The sequence below is a fragment of the Gilliamella sp. BG3 genome (genome assembly GCF_046635605.1).
Taxonomy (GTDB): domain Bacteria; phylum Pseudomonadota; class Gammaproteobacteria; order Enterobacterales; family Orbaceae; genus Gilliamella; species Gilliamella bombi.
Genome location: NZ_JBIDFE010000004.1, coordinates 76,405 through 90,185, shown reverse-complemented (window position 1 = coordinate 90,185; position 13,781 = coordinate 76,405). Strand labels below are relative to the sequence as shown.

The window sequence follows — 13,781 nt, the reverse complement described above, 5'->3', positions numbered from 1 at the left end:
TCAATGTCTATTGGCGGGATTATGTGTTACAGCCAATCATAGATTTACCTTATGAAATACCTTAATCAGTTAGAACCTAATGAATTAATAGACAATTTTTTAGCTCATCCTCCGCAAGATTTTTCAGCATGGCTGAGCGAAGATGGTGTGCCTATTTTTTCTGCTAAGTTTGATCTTCTTACTACTGCAGATGATGATTTCAGGCATAAAGTTCAGAAACTTCCTTTTTATAATAAATGGCGGCGTTATTTACAACCTCATACTTGTTTTGTTGGTGCTACTGTTTCGGAATATGCATTATTAACTGATAACGTTGATGCGAATCAATTGGCTGAACACCTTAAAGCAGCTTATGCTAAGCAGTATCCTTTTTTTATTGTTAAAGATATTCCTGTTGCGTCTCCTTTACTAAACGAAAAAGACAACCATTATTCAATGGATTTTATTTCGTCATTAAAAGAAAATGGTTTTATAGAAGTTGAAGGACAGGCATTAGCTTGGGTTCCGATTGATTTTGCAAATATGGACGAGGTTTTTTTACGGTTTTCTTATAGCCGACGTAAAAATTTTAGAAGAAAATTAAGATCACGTGAAAAATTAAATATTAATGTTTTGCATAGTGGTGATGATTGTTTTTTTAATGATACTGTTCTAGATGAGTATTATCAATTGTATCTTAATGTTTATCAGCAAAGTGAAATACATTTTGACTTATTGACCAAACCATTTTTCACCCAACTATTACAATGTAAAACCCAAAATGCACATATAGTGACTTATCACTATAATGATAGGTTGGTGGGGTTCAATATTTGTTTTGTTGTTAATAATATGCTAGTTGATAAATATATCGGTATGGTTTATCCACAGGCAAGGGAACTTAATCTCTATTTTGTAAGTTGGTTTGTTAATCTTGAATATGCTTTACAGCAAGGTCTTAGTCACTATATTGCAGGTTGGACTGATCCCGAAGTAAAAGCTTCGTTAGGTGCAAAATTCACCTTTACTAAACATCTTGTCTATATTCGCAACCCATTATTAAGAACCGTATTGCGTAGATTCATTGGTCATTTTGAAAGTGACAAGGAGAAAGTAACATGACATGTCCTATTATTCTCAATTTTGATAGAAGTGTTGGTGAAATTTGTCATGCTAAAACGATTGATTTTACCCAATGGCAAGATGCGATTCGTTTTGGTTGTACTAAGAAAAAATTTTACCAATTTAATGATGTGTTACAGCAATCTTTACCTGAAAACCATGGCACGGTATTAATGGGTAGTGGTGATTATCACCATATTTCATTATTACTGATTGAAAATCTAGCTAAACAATACTCTGCCGAGAATCCAATTCAAGTCGTAATTTTTGATAATCATCCAGACAATATGCGATATTTGTTTGGTATTCATTGTGGTTCATGGGTTAGTTATGTGGCAAGTTTGCCTTTTGTTAGTCATGTACATGTACTTGGTATTACGTCTCATGATATTGGGCTTTCTCATTTTTGGGAAAATAGATGGTCAGCGCTTTTTCATAAAAAGTTGACTTATTGGAGCTTGGAAGTCAATGTTGCATGGGCCAAAAAAATTGGTTTAGGACACGCTTTTCGACATTTTGCAACACCAGATGATCTTATTGCGAGCTTTTTATCAGAACAGTATCACAGTGCACAACCCGTTTACTTATCGATTGATAAAGATGCATTGAGCGAAGATGTAATTCATACCAATTGGGATCAAGGTAAACTACAAAAATATCATATTCTTGATACTATATCATCAATAAAACCTAGAATTATTGGTAGTGATATTACGGGAGAGCTATCTATATGGCAGCCATCAAATTGGTTCAAACGTTTACTCAGTTCGCTCGATAAACAACCTACCATATCGCCAGATAAGCTTATCAATTGGCAACGAGAGCAACATCAACTTAATTTAACCTTATTAAAGGCATTAGCAGTATAAACTGGCAAAAAAGTTTTAGGAAAGCAGGTATTTTAGGTATAAAGCCTTACCTACCTTCCCATTATTGTGATCAGAATTTAATGTTGATGATTGTGTAAATTTTGTTTAGATAATTTACTTTCTGCTAAAGCTAAAAAGAGAATACCTGAAACAATTAATATTGCACCTATTAACTTGAATAATGTAATAGGTTCGTGAAATAACCAGATTGAAACAATCATAACTGTCACAACTTCAAAATGTGATGCAGCAAAAGCAGGGCCTACAGGTGCTTTTTTTAATAATGTCATCCAAGTGAAGAAAGTAAGAATATATCCTACTATTGAAATATAAATCCAAGGATTGGTAAATACTCGGATTAACCATTGAATACTCATTTCTAATGGTTGAGCTTCGATAGCCGTTAATTTAAAACTACATTGCGCAATTGTGTCAAAAAAGAGCAATACAGAAAATCCAATTAAATAAAATCTAGCCATATTAAGACATTCCTACAAAAATGACACCAGCTGTGATTAATAGCATCCCAATTAAGCGATAAATGGTTAGTAATTCTTTAAAAATAATTCGACCAACTAACATAATCGTAATGATATTAAATGAAGCAAGTAATACGCCTTGAGAAAGAGGGACTAAGGTTAAAAAGGCTAGCCATAATAAAAATTCAGCAATATAAGATATAACACCAACCCAAATCCACTTATTTTTCGATAAATCTAGCCAGTAGTACCAGCCATCGCGATTATTTGGCGCGATGGCTGCAAATTTAAAAGCGACTTGTCCTAGCGTATCAAAACAGATATTACTAATCCAAAGTATAATAACTAATGGTGACATTATGCTTTTATTCCTTCTGCGATATTATCAAAGAACGATGCACACTCTTTGATCACTTCACGGCGTTGGCTGTCAATAGTAATTAAATGATAACTATCATTTAAGACCACTAATTTTGTTGAGCCTGATACCGATTTTTCAACCAATTTGGCATTAGTTTCTATATTGGCGATATCATCATTGCCTGAATGCATAATTAAACAAGGCGAAATTACTTTAGGTAATTGTTTGCGCATCTCTTTTGCCAATAACTGCATTTCGGCAAGTGCAGGAAACGGGTTACCAGCAAGCCCTGCTGATGCCGCATCGCCACTTAACATGCTTTCGGACACTACTGCGCGAATGCGTTCATCTTTAAGTCCATAGGGTGGTTTTTCAATGAAAACCTTTTTTTGAAAAATACCCAATTTTTTAAAATAGACTAATAAGAAGAAAAGTTTTTTTGCCCAAAATGGCATACTCCAACCATCATAACAAAATGTGGGGGCTAAAACGCCAACACCTTTAATTTGTTCAGGTCTATCGGCAGCAAGTTTTAGTGCAAGTAGCGCACCCATTGATAATCCAGCAACAAAAACATTATCTACATGCTGTGCTAAATAATCTGCGCCATCTTGTACGCTTTTATACCAATCTTGCCATGTTGTTTTACACAGATCTTCTTCAGTACCACAATGCCCAGCTAATTGGATTGCATAGACAGTAAATCCAGTTTTATTTAATCCATTAGCTAAAATGCGCATTTCATTAGGGGTACCAGTTAAACCATGAATCAAAAGTACGCCATTTTTATTACCTGGTAGAAAGTAAGATAAATCTTGAATTGTACTCATTAATATTCCTTTATTTTACCATCATGACAGGGATAACGGCATGTTGTGCCCGTTTTAATGCCGAGGTTACATCTGCGAAACTAGTAATCTTACAATGTTCAATTTTATTTTTTTCACAATAATTAACTAACTTGTCTTTGGCAAAAACGAAATCAACATTATGTGATACGCAATAGTCTGATGTACCGTCACCAACATATAATATTTGCGAAAAGTGCTGTTGTTTTTTTACATGATTACATTTGCAATTACCACTTTGCTTAATACAGTCCTTGTTTGCGTAAGGAAACTCAAGGCGCCAGCTGCGTGCGTTATTATGCATTAATTTATTAGCAAAAATTGGTAAATGTTCAATACCATGACGTTTTAAAATAAACTCAATGGCATAATCTAAACCGTCGCTGACCACATGAACGGGAATATTGTTCTGTTCGGTATAATGAATAAAAGCTTTAAAATCCGGGTCTATTTCAATTTGTGATAAAACTTGATTGAGTTCATCTAAGCTTGCATCCATTAATGCAATTTGTTTACTCATACACTCTTGAGAGCCAATTTTACCGTTAATCCACAATTCTTCAAGCTCATCACAACCATTTTGACCAAAGTGGCTTAGTAAAGTATCGGTGACATCTTTAACACTAATCGTACCATCAAAATCACACAAAACAATTGGCGTGTGATTTTGTGGATAAGATGGATGAAAAAGATGGTTCGCTATTGATGAAAAAGTATTCATTTTGATAAAAAATAGTCTATTTATAGATATTGGCGTAAATTCTCTCATAGAGTTGCTATAAACTTTGTAGCCTCTTTGTATATATTTTGTAACGGGAAAAAAATTATCTGTATAATGAGGTATCTCTAGGTACAAGCTACAGTAATCGAGAACAGATAATGAGTGAACGTATATTAATCATTGAAGATGATCAGCGCTTAGCTAATTTAATTCAAGTTTATCTAATTCGGCAAGGATATCTTGTTGAATGGCATAATAGTGGAGAAGGGGCAGAAGAAAAGATTCAACAACTTAATCCCGATCTAGTTATTTTAGATGTAATGTTACCTGTAAAAACAGGTTTTGATATTTGTCGAGATATTCGTACATGGTTTAGTAATTTTATACTGATCATGACAGCAAGTGAAGATAATATTGATGAAATTGTTGGGCTTGAATTGGGAGCGGATGATTATTTAGCAAAACCAGTTGAACCCAGATTATTACTAGCGCGAATACGAGCTTTATTACGACGGAAACAGATAGAAACCGACAAAGACAATACGAAAGAGTTTGTTTTACCACAGAATAATAAAACTTTAATATTTGATAATCTAGTCATAGACGGTGAAAACCGAAAAGTACTCTTGCACGAGCAAGAAATTGATTTAACTACTGCCGAATTCGATCTGCTATGGTTGCTTGCTTATAATGCGGGAACTATTCTTTCTCGAGATGATATTTTTTCTCAAGTAAGAGGGATCGATTTTGATGGTAGCGATCGTTCTATTGATGCTCGTGTTTCAAGACTTCGTCGTAAATTACTCGATGATCCAGATAATCCGTCTCGCATAAAAACAGTGCGAGGAAAAGGCTACTTATTTATGCGAGAAGGAGAAAATCATTGAGTCAATTATTAGCCAAGCCGCTATTTTTTAATCGCCGTATTGTATTTTATCTAGTTATTTTACTTTTATTGCAAAGTATTATTGCTTATGGCGCTTTATTGGTTTTTGATTCATTACCTTCATCATTAACCGATATGCCAGATGATCATGTTGTATTTCGTGAATCTCAACGAGGTACAGTGAATCTGATTCGTATGCAAATTAAAGAACATAAAGATCGACCCCTTCAAGAAGTGGTTAATGAATTGCAACCTTATTTTGGCTACCCTATCGAAGTGTTACCAATTAACACACCGTTACCTGATACTGTGCTTAACGAGTTAAAAAAACTTGGTTTTTCTTATGATGGTGATAATGAGATTGTTTATATAGATTTAAAAGATGGCAATTTGCTTCAATTAGGCCCGATTGTAATGCGGGATATTTTGGCATCCAATACCATGTCGTTGACCATCTTTCTTGTTATTTGGGCTTTGTTTAGTGCTATTGTTTTTTTTATTTTAATTTATATGGCTTTTAGTGCCGTATGGAAGGATCTAGTTAATATCAGACAAACTGCCGAGCAGTTAGGGCAAGGTAATTTAAAAGCCCGAACCGAAAATGTTAAAGGTTGGTTATTTAAGCCGCTAGCAAATGTTTTAAATAATATGGGAACGCATATTGAACATCTAGTTAGTACCAATCAAACAATCTCTCATGCGATGGCTCATGAATTACGTACACCTCTTGCCCGTATGCGATTTGAACTTAGTATGCTTGAAGAGTCAACCGATGAAAAAGAGAGATTTTTGCTACAAAAAGGCATGAGTGATGATATTAATGAACTTGAGACATTAATCAATGCTAGTTTAAATTACTTTAAAATGCAGCAAAGCAATGTTGAATTAAACTTCACGAGGGTATCATTAAAACAGTGGAGTGAAAAAGTTTGCCAATCCTTAACATTATTTAAACCAAAAGGATTTGAACTAACTTGTAATAGCCAAGATGCATATGCAATGATTGATACTAATTTAGTTGAAACCATAGTTAAAAATTTGTTACTAAATGCTTTTAAGTATGCAGCACATAAAGCAGTTTTGAATATCACAAAACAAGAAAATCGAGTCATTCTTGAAATCGATGATGATGGTGTGGGCATTCCCTTTGATGCACGTGAAAAGATTTTTATGCCTTTTGCAAGACTTGATACGAGCCGAACTCGCTCAACTGGAGGTTATGGACTCGGTTTAGCTTATGTAAAACTAATGGCAGAATTTCATAATGGTAAAGCCTTTGTTGTCACTAGCCCACTAGGTGGAGCAAGATTTGTGGTTTCATTGAAATCGGGTGATGAATAAAAATAATTAGTTGTATTTTTAGCGAAAACCGTCAGGTAGAGCTTTTATTTTGTTTAATTTTTTATTTTTGTGTTTTTGCTAAAAAGATATGTTTTTTTGTTAAAAATAGCAGGGTTTAATCAAAGACTAATTTTGTCGATGGGAATCGTCTGTTTTCCATTTCAGAAATAAGAAAAATTTGTTATATTCATTACATAATAAGCAATAATATAGCAAATATTCTCAATTTGTTATTAATAAATATATCACCAGAGGTTTTTTTATGAGCGGTTCATTACCGAGCGAAACAGATAATCGTCCATCTAATTTTATTCGTCAAATTATTGATGCTGATTTAGCAGCAGGAAAATATAAAACTACGCACACACGTTTTCCTCCAGAGCCTAATGGTTATTTACATATTGGTCATGCTAAATCAATATGTTTAAATTTCGGTATTGCGCAAGATTATAAAGGTAAATGTAATTTACGTTTTGACGATACCAATCCGACTAAAGAAGATATAGAGTATGTTGAGTCGATTAAAGAAGATGTCCGTTGGTTAGGGTTTGAATGGGATGGCGAAATTTGTTACTCATCTGACTATTTCGACCAATTATATGAATATGCTATTGAGCTAATCAATAAAGGACTTGCTTATGTTGATGAGCTTTCAGCTGATGAAATCCGTGAATATCGAGGAACACTTACTCAGCCGGGTAAAAATAGCCCTTATCGTGATCGTAGCATCGATGAGAATTTAGCGCTTTTTACCCAAATGAAAGAGGGAAAATTTGCCGAAGGAAAAGCATGTCTGCGTGCTAAAATTGACATGGCATCACCATTTATTGTGATGCGAGATCCAGTGTTATATCGTATTAAATTTGCAGAACATCACCAAACAGGTAATAAATGGTGTATTTACCCAATGTACGATTTCACCCACTGTATTTCTGATGCGATCGAAAATATTACCCATTCACTTTGTACACTTGAATTCCAAGACAATCGCCGTTTATATGACTGGGTATTAGATAATATTACAATCGAGGCACGGCCTCATCAGTATGAATTCTCAAGATTAAATCTTGAATATGCGATTACTTCAAAACGTAAATTAAATTTACTTGTGTCAGAAAAGATTGTTGATGGTTGGGATGATCCGCGTATGCCGACTGTTTCAGGCTTACGTCGTCGTGGTTATACACCAGCTTCGATCCGTGAATTTTGTCGTCGAATTGGTGTGACAAAACAAGAAAATACCGTAGAAATGAGTACTCTTGAGTTTTGTATTCGCGAAGATCTTAACGAAAATGCGCCTCGTGCTATGGCGGTGCTTAATCCGGTTAAAGTTGTCATTGAAAACTTCTCGGATACTATTGATGAAGTGCTTAATATGCCAAATCATCCAAATCGTCCTGAACTGGGTCATCGAGAAGTCACTTTCACTCGTGAAATCTATATTGATCGTGCGGATTTTCGAGAAGAAGCCAACAAAAACTACAAACGCTTAGTATTAGGTAAAGAAGTGCGATTGCGTAATGCCTATGTGATTCGAGCAGATCGAGTTGAAAAAGATGCCGAAGGTAATATTCAAACTATTTATTGTAGTTATGATCCAGCAACCTTAAATAAAAATCCTGAAGATGGACGTAAAGTCAAAGGTGTAATTCATTGGGTTTCAGCTAAATTTGCAAAACCAGCCGAAATTCGCCTGTATGACCGTCTATTTAATACGCCAAACCCAGGTGCAGCAGAGGACTTTTTATCAACCATTAATCCTACTTCGTTAGTGATTAAGCAAGGTCTTGTTGAACCTAGTTTACAAAAAGCTCAGGCGGGGAAAGCTTATCAATTTGAACGAGAAGGTTATTTCTGTTTAGATAGCAAGTTTGCAACTGAAGATAAGCTAGTGTTTAACCGAACCGTAGGGTTAAGAGATAGCTGGAACGAAGCGTAATTTAATATGCTACAATTCGCCGGCTTAAGTTGGCGAATGTTCGTTACCACAATGACTTAAGCTAAAATCAAAACCTTTTATTGTCTCTATCATCTTATCTAATTAAAAATTATCAGTATTTAGATGTGTGGTGCACTCAATGGAGTAAATTTCTATTAAGTGCTTATTTCTAGTCATTTTTATGACTTTTTAACTTCGTTAATTAATTTTAATGCAATAATAATTAATATGATAGCGCCAATAACTAAGCTAACCCAAATTAACCATTTAGGTAAAATTGAATCTCTTGTCGGATCATTATTTGCTTGGGATAATACTTTTTTACCTGCTAGTTTAATATTTTCACCAACAAAGGCTTGTGGCACATCAACTACAGATATTGAATCTGAAAGTAATGCTTTTTCACTTAACGATGCAGACGTTGCTTTTGCTGATCCCCAAGCTAAAATGAAGGGACCATTATTGGCGCTATTAAAAACAACACTCATGCGATTGCGGTAAGCTGTTAGTTGTGGTGCTTCATCAAAGCTTGCGTTGATGGCTTTAATTTTTACTTGTTTAATAATTAATCCAGCACTGATATGTTGGCTATGATCATTGCTATCTATGTTTCGAATAATATAGTCATCAAGTTTATGCCATGTTTTATCTTTGTCATCGGTTTTATAATAGATGCTAGTAGGTAAAACCATACGTGGGTTTTGTAGCTTAATTGATAACTCTCTAACTGGTTGAGGTGATGGTAACTGATAAGTTGCTTCTTGACCATCTGATGATGTTAGTTCGAAGTTAATTGGGAAAAGAGCTAATTTTGGTGTTTCTTTTCTTGAAGTAAATTCAATTTTTTTGACGTTAGGAACTGTGGATTGATCTGACTTTAATAATAAAATCCAATAGCGTGCTTTGTAATTAGTGTTTGTTGGTATATCAATTGTATTTACTCTAAGTGACTGATTACTATTGTTATCAGTCAAAGACATCATTGGAACATTATTGAGTGCAGTTTGCCAATTACTTAAATCTTGGCTATAAAGCAATTTAGCAATTGCTTGCCAATTTTGATTTTCAGCTACATCAAAATCAATGGATAAACGACTTATGGCTTGTTCTAACTTAACATTTTCGGGAATTTGCAATAAATACCTTGCGGTATAGTCACCTTGGCTATTTGCTTTATCGAGATAGATTTGAACATCTTTATTGTTGATATTGATATTATACTGTTCAATCGCCATTTTGCTTTGATCTTCATCTTTGTTTTCATTTAACGCGTAAATAGCCACTGGAAAAGTTTGATTATTATCACTTTGCTGATAAACATTGACTAATGCATAAGGTACAGGCTGACCTTTTTGGTTAAAAATGCGAATATCATCTAATGAACTTGATAATGTTTGTGTATAAACATCATGAGTCAGTTCTATTCTGCTATACATGCTAGTATCGTTGGAGATATCAATCATGGCACCATAGGCATACTGGTTAGTTTTGTCTATCGCTTGGCTAAATCCACTTATTAATAACAGCGAACTCAATAGAAATTTTTTCATAATTTTTTATCCATAATAATCAATGACATTCACAAATTTTTATTTATTGTTATATTAAACTGAATGATATTATCAGAATGATTTCTGAAAACGTCATTGTTAAACTTAAACCTATTTTTTATAGTGTATTTATTCATCAGTATCACCATTTTTTAACTTAGGCGGTAATGGTGCTAAATACCCAATTAACAGCATTAATAACGCAACACCAATAAAGGCAAATGCACGAAGTAATCCATCAAGCTCACGGATATCTACAAATATTAATTTAATAATAACGATCACTTGAATAAATTCACCGCTATACCATATTTTCCGAAGTGAATAACGGTGTCCAATAGTCACCAATATTACTGCAGTTAACATCCAAAGTAATGATGCAGTCATTTGGACAATATTATTGTGCCATAAAGAATTAGCTGTCCAAGATATGTCAAACATTTGGCTTAAGCAGCGTAAAACGATACTGTTTCCCCAGAAAAAGGTTAAAACAATTAAAGGCACTAGAACCATATTAGGTAATGGTATTTTAAAGCTTGCAAGATTCATTATCCTGCTATTTAGTTGTAAATGGTTTATTGCAAGTTTTAACCAAACGCTAAACATCATTAAAGCAAAGATTGCACTTTCTTCAAGTGGATTAATGATAGGAACATAATTCCAATAAATGATTTGACCACTCATACCAAGCCCAACTATTAAATAAAATCCTAAATAGATAACAACAGGTAATAAACCTATCATCCAATAAGATTTAATTAATGATATTGTGGTCATAATTTGGCGTTTAATCAGTATATAAAATAGTAGAATAATGCTGCTAGCAATAGTTGCAGTTACACTCCATTTTATTACTTCGTATCCCCATGGTAATTGATTAAGTAAATGAGTAGATTCTCGTGTTATCCAGTATAAAATCATCCAAAATAAACTGATGTGTAACATATCAAATAAACGATAAGTATTTTGTTTATTTATTTTAAAACTACGATTTACAATACTGTTTGTGATAAGTGCCTTTCCAATATGTAAATAATAGTAAGCACTAACAAAGGCTATGATCCAAACCACGCTCCAAATGCCAGAGTTTAATAAATAGTAGGATTCGGCATAGCTTTTAAATAAAGCTAGTAATATCATTAGCCATAAGGTTAACCCAGAATAACAGAGCTGATGCCAATTGATTTTTTTCCCAACGATATACCATAGCCATGAAGAAAAAGTGAAGCATAATAAAATTGGTAATACTTTTGGTGTTGTATTGTCAATATGTAAATAAATACTTGATAAAATCCATATTACCCAAAATATAACAGCAACAGCGATAAACATCGTTTTAAGTAAATTATTTGTATTAATTCTACAACCATAGCAATGCCATAAACAGGCATTCACTAGCAAAATGGCACTTATAATACCAAGTAGTAGTGTAAGCGAGCTCGGATTTAATTGTTCATATTCGAAAGATATACAAGCTGAAACAATACCAAATAATGTAATTGCGACACCTAATAAAGCAGTACGATAATGTTTTTGCGAAAGCATAATCCAACTTAATGCTGTTCCTTCAAATAACCAAATTGTGGCAGTCCAATTGGCACTAAAGGCAAGTGGAATAGCCAACGTACTAAATGATAGACCAATGGCCAAGCCATAAAGCGAGATTTTTTTTGCTGAAGATTTCAACAAGCGCAGAATGAAATAAGAGCCAATAATATAAAACAGACCAAATGCCAATGATGAAAATGCAGGTCCAAATTCCCACTGATTGGTAATAGAATATTGTAATGCAAAACCGGATAACGGTGTGCCAAATAGTAAAATTAAATCAATAGCATTTTGATTATGTTCTTTATTAAAACTTCGAACCGAGAATAAAACAGCTAAAATACCATAAATTAACATATTGGCGATGATAAATATTTGGCATTCAATGTAAAACCCAGGGCGGAAATTACTCATTCCCCATAGTAGAGATATTACAAAGGTGAATAAAAATCCTAATAAATTAAGTATTCGCCAAGACTGCCAGATGCTAACAACTAAAATAGCACTGGAAATCATCAAATAATAACTAAATAAAGCAATATGATTGCCTGAACCATTGGATAGTAAAATCGGTGTCACATAACCGCCGATACAGGCTATAATTGCTAGACTCATAGCTCTTTGCAAAATGGAAAATAAAATGCTTGTTGAGCAAATAATTAACAAAATAGCAAACGTAATTAACATAGGTACAAGTTCGTATAACCTATAGGCGGCAAATATGGTCAGATATAAAATAGCAAAGGCACCGCCTTGTAATATTAAGGCGTAGATTTCTCGTTTATGTCTTAATTTCCAACCGATTCCTAACAAAACAAAACCTAATACTAAGGTTCCTAAGATTCTGATCTCAGGTGAAATATAATCATGTTCAATACTGTATTTAAATAGATAGGTTAGACCTAAAAATAAGATCACAATAGCAATTTTGGCAATTACATTGCCTTTAATTAACCAATTAAAAAAAATAAATAACGGATTGGGTCCAGTATTTGTAACTGGTCTGTATTGTGGGTTAAATGGATCTGCTGTTTGTAATGCAGCTTCATCAAGATTGATTTTTTCTTGTTCTGGAGTTTCTATCGCCAGAGATTCGCTAGCTAATGTTGGTAACTCTTCTTCCTGACTGAATTCTTGATATTGAGAATCGGGTTGTTCTACTGTTACTGAATCAAGTTGCATATTTTCTTGTAACAGGGCGGGTTCATTTTGCTCATTAAGTTGCAAAAGTCCATCGTTTAAATGGTTATTATTAGCTGCACAAGGTAAAGAAATTTCGGTTGGAGGCTCTATTTGAACAGCAATATCCGCTGTTTCTTCAGTAGTATTGCTATTTGAATATTCAAATTGCGAATTAGTATTATCGAGCTCAATATCCTCTTTTTCATCTGAATTTTCTTCTAACTCAGCCGAACTATTTTGTTGATAAAGTTGTTCTTTGAGTGATAAAAGGACCCCTTGTACCTCTGTTAACTGAATTCTTAACCGGACAATTTGATCTTTCAAACTAAAAAGATTAATAAATGCCACTATAATTATTACTACTGCGAAGAAGAAGAAATAAAAAAGAAATTCCATTCTAATTTTTCCTTATATTTTTTATTTCATGATTACTTATTTGTTTTTATAGTTAATTAAAATAATAAGTTAGTATTTTGCTGATGAACAGTAAATCAGTAATTAATCAATAAATCAATATGTTTGAATAAACTATCATTAGAGTAACTTGATAATAATTTGTTTTTTTATTTAAAATTTTAGTTAATTGAAATTTCTTTGCTAAAATTTAACAGTTAAATGAAATATAAAAGCTTTAGTACTAAATATCTTATAAATGCTTGATTTCACTAAAAACGCTTAAATAAAAATTTAATAAAATCAATGCTCTACCTGAATGATTTTAGAGTAAAAAGCTTTTCCATAACACAGCAAGGTCAATATACCTATCTTATTCCTGTATCAAAATATCCTAATCCTTACACTTAATTTATTTCACTTACCAAAATAGATCCAATTCTTGGTAAAAAATAATTTTCTATCATATTGATTTTGTTTTTCTTTTTTAGTTATTTCTTTTGGTTGAAAAACAGACTTTTTATCTATCTCTTGATTAACTGTATTTAATATAGCCACATCGT

11 protein-coding genes are annotated in these 13,781 nt (G+C 33.3%); 5 read left to right on the top strand and 6 right to left on the bottom strand.

Translation table 11 applies throughout. The features are described from left to right. The first annotated feature begins 51 nt into the window (after positions 1 to 51). Positions 52 to 1,101, top strand: coding sequence for a GNAT family N-acetyltransferase (locus ACGH6S_RS02980; RefSeq protein WP_411578315.1), 1,050 nt, complete (start codon positions 52 to 54; stop codon positions 1,099 to 1,101). Next, positions 1,098 to 1,970, top strand: a complete 873-nt coding sequence (locus ACGH6S_RS02975) for an arginase family protein (protein WP_411578314.1) — start codon at positions 1,098 to 1,100, stop codon at positions 1,968 to 1,970. The genes ACGH6S_RS02980 and ACGH6S_RS02975 overlap by 4 nt, the downstream gene beginning before the upstream one ends. 77 nt (positions 1,971 to 2,047) lie before the next feature. On the opposite strand, the gene ACGH6S_RS02970 is transcribed toward ACGH6S_RS02975, so the two are convergent. Genes ACGH6S_RS02970 through ACGH6S_RS02955 form a run of 4 tightly spaced genes read right to left on the bottom strand, consistent with a single transcriptional unit; the run spans position 2,048 to position 4,427 of the window. Beyond that, positions 2,048 to 2,449: a DMT family transporter gene (locus tag ACGH6S_RS02970; RefSeq protein ID WP_065560840.1), complete on the bottom strand. Its 402-nt coding sequence runs from the start codon at positions 2,447 to 2,449 to the stop codon at positions 2,048 to 2,050. 1 nt (position 2,450) lies between these two features. Next, complete coding sequence (locus tag ACGH6S_RS02965; RefSeq protein ID WP_034914277.1) at positions 2,451 to 2,807, bottom strand: EamA family transporter; 357 nt, start codon at positions 2,805 to 2,807, stop codon at positions 2,451 to 2,453. Next, positions 2,807 to 3,640 (bottom strand): alpha/beta hydrolase, encoded by an 834-nt coding sequence (locus ACGH6S_RS02960; RefSeq protein WP_411578313.1) that lies wholly within the window; start codon positions 3,638 to 3,640, stop codon positions 2,807 to 2,809. Before ACGH6S_RS02960 ends, ACGH6S_RS02965 begins: the two co-directional genes overlap by 1 nt. Positions 3,641 to 3,650: 10 nt before the next feature. Beyond that, positions 3,651 to 4,427: an MtnX-like HAD-IB family phosphatase gene (locus ACGH6S_RS02955; RefSeq protein WP_411578312.1), complete on the bottom strand. Its 777-nt coding sequence runs from the start codon at positions 4,425 to 4,427 to the stop codon at positions 3,651 to 3,653. A gap of 110 nt (positions 4,428 to 4,537) precedes the next feature. Here ACGH6S_RS02955 and ACGH6S_RS02950 point away from each other — a divergent pair, with 110 nt between their 5' ends. The 3 genes from ACGH6S_RS02950 (at position 4,538) to glnS (ending at position 8,545) form a co-directional block, all read left to right on the top strand. After that, complete coding sequence (locus ACGH6S_RS02950; RefSeq protein ID WP_034914270.1) at positions 4,538 to 5,266, top strand: winged helix-turn-helix domain-containing protein; 729 nt, start codon at positions 4,538 to 4,540, stop codon at positions 5,264 to 5,266. Further along, a complete protein-coding gene (locus ACGH6S_RS02945; protein WP_411578311.1) occupies positions 5,263 to 6,606 on the top strand; it encodes an ATP-binding protein in 1,344 nt (447 codons plus the stop codon). The genes ACGH6S_RS02950 and ACGH6S_RS02945 overlap by 4 nt, the downstream gene beginning before the upstream one ends. Positions 6,607 to 6,868: 262 nt before the next feature. Further along, entirely contained in the window at positions 6,869 to 8,545 is a 1,677-nt protein-coding gene (glnS, locus tag ACGH6S_RS02940; RefSeq protein WP_411578310.1) for a glutamine--tRNA ligase, read from the top strand. A 179-nt stretch (positions 8,546 to 8,724) separates the two neighbouring features. Here glnS and ACGH6S_RS02935 read toward each other — a convergent pair whose 3' ends face one another. Next, complete coding sequence (locus tag ACGH6S_RS02935; RefSeq protein ID WP_411578309.1) at positions 8,725 to 10,095, bottom strand: DUF3999 family protein; 1,371 nt, start codon at positions 10,093 to 10,095, stop codon at positions 8,725 to 8,727. Positions 10,096 to 10,224: 129 nt separating this feature from the next. Next, positions 10,225 to 13,221, bottom strand: coding sequence for a DUF2339 domain-containing protein (locus ACGH6S_RS02930; RefSeq protein WP_174799350.1), 2,997 nt, complete (start codon positions 13,219 to 13,221; stop codon positions 10,225 to 10,227). Between the last annotated feature and the right edge of the window lie 560 nt (positions 13,222 to 13,781).

What these genes read in the sequence shown, in the direction of transcription:
- ACGH6S_RS02980 (WP_411578315.1), top strand. Translation starts at nt 52, where the DNA reads ATGAAATACCTTAATCAGTTAGAACCTAATGAATTAATAGACAATTTT.
- ACGH6S_RS02975 (WP_411578314.1), top strand. Translation starts at nt 1,098, where the DNA reads ATGACATGTCCTATTATTCTCAATTTTGATAGAAGTGTTGGTGAAATT.
- ACGH6S_RS02970 (WP_065560840.1), bottom strand. Translation starts at nt 2,449, where the DNA reads ATGGCTAGATTTTATTTAATTGGATTTTCTGTATTGCTCTTTTTTGAC.
- ACGH6S_RS02965 (WP_034914277.1), bottom strand. Translation starts at nt 2,807, where the DNA reads ATGTCACCATTAGTTATTATACTTTGGATTAGTAATATCTGTTTTGAT.
- ACGH6S_RS02960 (WP_411578313.1), bottom strand. Translation starts at nt 3,640, where the DNA reads ATGAGTACAATTCAAGATTTATCTTACTTTCTACCAGGTAATAAAAAT.
- ACGH6S_RS02955 (WP_411578312.1), bottom strand. Translation starts at nt 4,427, where the DNA reads ATGAGAGAATTTACGCCAATATCTATAAATAGACTATTTTTTATCAAA.
- ACGH6S_RS02950 (WP_034914270.1), top strand. Translation starts at nt 4,538, where the DNA reads ATGAGTGAACGTATATTAATCATTGAAGATGATCAGCGCTTAGCTAAT.
- glnS (WP_411578310.1), top strand. Translation starts at nt 6,869, where the DNA reads ATGAGCGGTTCATTACCGAGCGAAACAGATAATCGTCCATCTAATTTT.
- ACGH6S_RS02935 (WP_411578309.1), bottom strand. Translation starts at nt 10,095, where the DNA reads ATGAAAAAATTTCTATTGAGTTCGCTGTTATTAATAAGTGGATTTAGC.
- ACGH6S_RS02930 (WP_174799350.1), bottom strand. Translation starts at nt 13,221, where the DNA reads ATGGAATTTCTTTTTTATTTCTTCTTCTTCGCAGTAGTAATAATTATA.